This window comes from Rhodomicrobium sp., from assembly GCF_047605405.1.
GTDB lineage: Bacteria > Pseudomonadota > Alphaproteobacteria > Rhizobiales > Rhodomicrobiaceae > Rhodomicrobium > Rhodomicrobium lacus.
The window spans coordinates 1-5,417 of the sequence record NZ_JASGFR010000072.1 but is presented as its reverse complement, the minus strand read 5'-3'; the positions used below and the strand labels follow the sequence as shown (position 1 = coordinate 5,417).

At 62.8% G+C, this 5,417-nt stretch carries 5 protein-coding genes; 1 reads left to right on the top strand and 4 read right to left on the bottom strand.

The window, feature by feature from the left end:
- From ubiB to erpA, 3 genes are all read right to left on the bottom strand, one after another.
- Positions 1-1,505: 2-polyprenylphenol 6-hydroxylase (gene ubiB / locus QM659_RS16740; RefSeq protein ID WP_415189297.1), on the bottom strand; the 1,505-nt coding region annotated here is incomplete at its 3' end.
- A 205-nt stretch (positions 1,506-1,710) separates the two neighbouring features.
- The gene (gene xth / locus QM659_RS16735) at positions 1,711-2,499 is read right to left on the bottom strand and encodes an exodeoxyribonuclease III (protein ID WP_415189296.1); all 789 of its coding nucleotides are present in this window, start codon (positions 2,497-2,499) and stop codon (positions 1,711-1,713) included.
- A 6-nt stretch (positions 2,500-2,505) separates the two neighbouring features.
- The gene (gene erpA / locus QM659_RS16730; RefSeq protein WP_415189295.1) at positions 2,506-2,841 is read right to left on the bottom strand and encodes an iron-sulfur cluster insertion protein ErpA; all 336 of its coding nucleotides are present in this window, start codon (positions 2,839-2,841) and stop codon (positions 2,506-2,508) included.
- 110 nt (positions 2,842-2,951) lie between these two features.
- On the opposite strand from erpA, the gene QM659_RS16725 reads away from it, so the two are divergent.
- Entirely contained in the window at positions 2,952-4,151 is a 1,200-nt protein-coding gene (locus QM659_RS16725) for a deoxyguanosinetriphosphate triphosphohydrolase (RefSeq protein ID WP_415189294.1), read from the top strand.
- A gap of 99 nt (positions 4,152-4,250) precedes the next feature.
- On the opposite strand, the gene QM659_RS16720 is transcribed toward QM659_RS16725, so the two are convergent.
- A complete protein-coding gene (locus tag QM659_RS16720; RefSeq protein ID WP_415189293.1) occupies positions 4,251-5,282 on the bottom strand; it encodes a cytochrome-c peroxidase in 1,032 nt (343 codons plus the stop codon).
- Between the last annotated feature and the right edge of the window lie 135 nt (positions 5,283-5,417).

Below are 5,417 nucleotides of genomic sequence, written 5' to 3'. Positions count from 1 at the left end.
GCAAGCCACAGCGGCACCGCGATAGGCCACCGGCTGGGCCTTGGCGGAGTTTCGCGCGGCTTGTCTGGATCGAGGGCATCGACGATCTTCGCGCCGCGCTCGATAAGGTCAGGAGCCTGCCTGAGCGCGCTCGCCAGGGCGTTGACGTTTGACACGGCGTCGCGGATCTGCGCGCGCGGCCCGAGCTGGCTTGTCAGCCATTCCCGAACCACCGGCTCCGCCGCGACCCAGATGTTGAGCTTCGGATCGAGCGAACGGGCGACGCCTTCCACGACCACCATGGTCTTTTGAAGAAGCAGAAGCTCCGGCCGCATCTTCATCTGGAACACTTCGGTATTGTCGAAGAGTTGCGTCAGAAGACGCGCCATCGAAATCTCTTCGGCGGGACGCCCCATGATCGGCTCGCCGATGGCGCGAAGCGCCTGACCGAAAGCGGCGACGCTCTGGTTCGCGGGAACGTAACCGGCCTCGAAGTGAATCTCCGACGCGCGGTAGTAGTTGCGGGTAATGAAGCCGTAGAGGATTTCCGCGAGAAAGCGCTGTTCCTTGGGACCGAGCCGCCCCATGATCCCGAAATCCACCGCGATCAGCGCGCCGTCGCGCGGATCGACGAACAGATTGCCCTGATGCATGTCTGCGTGGAAGAAGCCGTCGCGAATGGCATGCTTGAGGAACGACTGGATGACGGTCAGCCCGAGCGCTTCCATGTCAACGCCGGCCGCGCGAATGGCCTCGATATTCGTGAGCGGGATGCCGTCGATCCAGTCGAGCGTCAGCACGCGCTTCGACGTGCGTTCCCAGTCGACACGCGGCACGCGAAAGCCGACATCGCCTCCTTTGGCGATATTATCGGCCATCTCCGAAATCGCGGCGGCTTCGAGGCGCAGATCCATCTCCAGCACGACCGACTGCGCCAGCGTGTCGACGGCCGCGACCGGCCGCAGGCGCCTCATTTGCGGCGAAAACCTCTCCGCCGTATGCGCCGCAAAATAGAAACTTTCGAGGTCGCGTTCGAAGCGCCTCTCGACGTCGGGCCTTAGGATCTTGACCGCAACGGCGCGGGTATTGCCTCCCGGCGTGCGCACGGCCGCCTTGTGGACCTGCGCGATGGAAGCCGCTGCGAGCGGCGGTCCGAACTCCACGAAAACGTCCTGCCAGCGCTTGCCGAAGGAGGCTTCGATCTCATGATGAGCCTTGTCGACCGAGAACGGCGGCAAGCGATCGCGAAGCGAGCCGAGCGCGGTGGCGAGATGAGGCCCCACCACATCGGGTCTTGTCGCGAGAAACTGCCCGAGCTTGATATAGGTCGGCCCGAGCGCGCGGATCGCCTTCGCCAGCCGTTCGCCTCTGGCCTGGCGTTTCGCGCCCGATTCACGCTCGTCTGCGCGCAGGATGCGGAGCGGCGCGGGCAGCGTCACGTAGTCGGGGACGAATCCCACGCCGTACCATGCGAGCGTCGCGCCGGCCTTCGTCAGTCGGTATGTATTCCTGATGGCTTTGAACATGAGCGGGGGGTGTGGAATTGACTTAGCTGCGGATTAGCACGTGCGAGGATTAATGTCAGGTTTTTGAATCGCCGCAGCTTGAAGTTTCGCGGAAATTTCGTCTTCGCGAGGATGGTTTGGCTTCATCTACGGGAATTGCGAGCCGTCAAGGAGCGGCAAGCGCTGCGCATCGATGACGGCCGAGCCCCTTCATCGGGGCATTGCGTCACATACCGAGGGTGATCTGAACGGGCGTGTGATCCGAGGGCTTGTCCCAGCTTCTCGGCGTGCGGTCGATCGTTGCGGAGCGAAGCCTTGAGAGGGCCTGCGGCGACAGCAGGATATGATCGATGCGCAGGCCGAGATTTTTCTGCCAGGCGCCCGCCTGATAGTCCCAGAAGGTGAATTGGCCTCCGCCGGAATTGCAGGTCTCTACCGCGTCCGCAAGGCCGAGGTTGAGAATGCGGCGGAACGCCTGCCGCGATTCGAGGCGGAACAGCGCGTCTTCCGTCCAGGAGGCCGGATTATAGACGTCGATGCCGCGCGGAATGATGTTGTAGTCGCCCGCGAGCGCGAAAGGCTCTTCATAGGCGAGAAGCGTTTCGGCGTGGTCCTTGAAACGGGCGAGCCATGCGAGCTTGTAATCGAGCTTCGGCGAAGCCACGGGGTTGCCGTTCGGCGCGTAGACAGACGCCACGCGAAATGCGCCGCCGCCGGGGAGCGACAGCACCGCCTCGATGTAGCGCGATTGCTCGTCCGTGTCGTCGCCGGGCAGGCCGACGACGGTTTCGTCGATCGGAAATCTCGACAGGATGGCTACGCCGTTGAACGACTTCTGCCCGATGACGGCGCAATTATATCCGAGATCCTCGAACACGCCTCGCGGGAAAGCCTCGGTCTGGCATTTGATTTCCTGAAGGCACAGCACGTCAGGGCGCGCGCGCTTAAGCCACTGCACCGCTGCGGTTTCGCGCTGCTTGATGGAGTTTACATTCCACGTGGCGACGGTGAGCACGGCGTGTCAGATCGAGAAAGACGTGCCGCATCCGCACGAGGCGGTCGCGTTCGGGTTGGTGATCTTGAAGGAAGAACCCATCAGGTCGTCGATGAAGTCGATCTCGGAACCTGTCATGAACGGCACGGACACGGGATCGATGACGACGCGCGCGCCGGATTTCTCGATCACGATATCGTCCTCTGCCGGTGCGGGAACGATCTCGAAATTGTAGCTGAACCCCGAGCAGCCGCCGCCTTGCACGCTGATGCGCAACGCATTCTCGCCATGTGAAGGCCCTACGATCTCCCGAATACGGTTGGCGGCCCGCTCGCTCACGCTTATGTTGGCATCCGTGGTCATGACGATTGTTCGCCTCTCCTGAACCTTGACCTCAGTTTGGATGTTCGCGCGTCAATGTCAACCGCGCGGGGGCCGGGAACTTTCCCGGAGGAGACATCGGAGACGGGATCATGACGGAGCTTGCCCCCTACGCGGCCCATGCCGAAGCGAGCCTCGGGAGGCTTCATCCGGAGGCGCCTTGCCCGACCCGCGACGTCTATCAGCGCGACCGGGACCGCATCATTCATTCCACCGCCTTCCGCAGACTGATCCACAAGACGCAGGTGTTCATCTATCACGAGGGCGACCATTACCGCACGCGGCTCACTCATACGCTCGAAGTTGCCCAGATTGCGCGGACGCTGGCGCGCGCGCTCGGCCTTAACGAAGATTTGACCGAAGCCATCGCGCTCGCCCACGACCTTGGCCACCCGCCGTTCGGCCATGCGGGCGAGGACGCGCTGAATGAGGCGATGGCTTCCATCGGCGGCTTCGACCATAACGCGCAAAGCCTGCGCATCGTCACGCTGCTCGAACATCGCTACGCCGCGTTTCGCGGCATGAACCTGACGTTCGAGACGCTGGAAGGCATCGTCAAGCACAATGGCCCGCTCGTCGCCGCCGATGGCCGTCCGCTTGCGCGCTACGCTACAAGCGGTCTACCGCTCGCGATCCGGGCCTACGCCAGCGAACAGGATCTGCGTCTCGATACCCAGGCGCCGCTCGAAGGTCAGGTCGCGGCGCTCGCCGACGATATCGCCTACAACAATCACGACATCGATGACGGCTTCCGCGCCGGATACATCACCGTTCGCGAAATGGAAGACGTGCCGCTCGTCGCGCGGATGCTGGCGGAGGTGCGCGGGCGTTATGGCGATCTCGCCGACGCGCCGCTCGTCTATGAAATGAACCGGCGCATGGTCGCGGCCATGGTGCAGGACGTGCTTGCCGAGACGCGCGCGCGGATCGCCGCGGCCGCGCCGTCATCCATCGAGGACGTCCGCGCCGCTCCCGCGCCCCTCGCCCAATTTTCGGACGGCATGGCCGCAGGCATCGGCGAACTGCGGCGCTTTCTGTTCGCGCGGGTCTACAAGCACCGCGATATCGTGAAGAAGATGACGGATGCGCAGGCGATTCTGCGCGAGCTTTACGATCATTTTGCCGCCAATCCCGCCGAAATGCGTCTCGAAGCACGGGCCGCGTCGCTGTCCGACGATACGGCGCGGCTCCGCGCGGCCGGCGACTTCGTGGCGGGCATGACGGACATGTTCGCAATAAAGGCTTATGCGGCGATCAGGAGCGGCCTCGCGAACGGGACGCCGCCGCTTTAACCGGGATGCGCTTCGATGCGGTCGTCAGGCGCGAGCCCATGGAAGCCGCGCCCGACGGGAACGCCCGAAACGGTTCCGTCCGCTTCGGGCGTCTCTGTTCTATTCGGGCTTCGGCGCGTCGTTCGTGCGGACCGGCAGGATCGGCAGTTCGACGCGCGGCTGCTCGCCGGTCAATGTCTTGAGGAAGGCGACAATCAGCTTCGTTTCCTCGTCGGTCAGCTTTTCGCCGAGTTGCGCGTCGCCCATGACGGCAACGGCCTGTTCAAGCGACCACACCTGCCCGCTGTGGAAATAGGGCGCGCGCAGGGCGACGTTACGCAGCGGAGCAGCACGGAAAACATATTCGTCCGAGGCGGTCTTGCTGACAGCGAAGCGGCCCTTGTCGCCGACCGGCAGGATGTCCGCGCCGGGCTTCTGGATCACGCCGAACGGATAGTAGCCGTTGCCGCCGACATTGATGCCGTTGTGACAGGCCGCGCACCTCTTGTTGAGGAACAGGCGAAGGCCCTTTTTCTCGGTTTCGTCGATGGCCGTTTCATTTCCTTCGAGGAACTGGTCGAAGCGCGCGGCAGGCGTGATGAGCGTGGCTTCAAATGCCTCCACGGCCTTTGCGAAATTATCGAAGGTGACTGGTGCCTTCTCTCCGGGAAACGCCTTCTTGAACGCATCCACATAACCCGGCATCGCGGACAGCGTCGCGACGACATTGGCGGGCGTGTTGTTCATCTCGACGCTCGCCTGCACCGGGCCCTTCGCCTGAGCCTTGAGATCTTCGGCGCGGCCATCCCAGAATTGGGCGACATTGAACACCGCGTTCAACACGGTCGGCGCGCGGCGCGGCCCTTTTTGCCAGCCGTGACCGATGGAGGTGGGCCCCGCATCGACGCCGCCGGTGCCGAGATTGTGGCAACTGTTGCAGCTGATGATCTGACTGCGGGAAAGGCGCGGATCGAAGAACAGCATCTTGCCGAGTTCGACCTTGTCGCGCGTGACGGCATTATCCTTCACCGCCGGAACGATCGACGGAATCGGTTTGAAGACGGCATTTGCATCGGCGCGCAAATCGTCTGCCAACGCCACCGCAGGCAGCATGAGACCAAGTCCCAATGCCACGGAGAAAATTCTGTTCATGAGCCCACTCCCTTTTTGAAAGGCAGCTCATTTCGCCCCATTGCGCAGGGGCGTGCGTTGAGCGAGGTCAAAGTTTAGAACGACTAAAAAGAGAAGCTCATTTTTCAAAGAGAGCAGGTTTGAACAAAGTGCGCA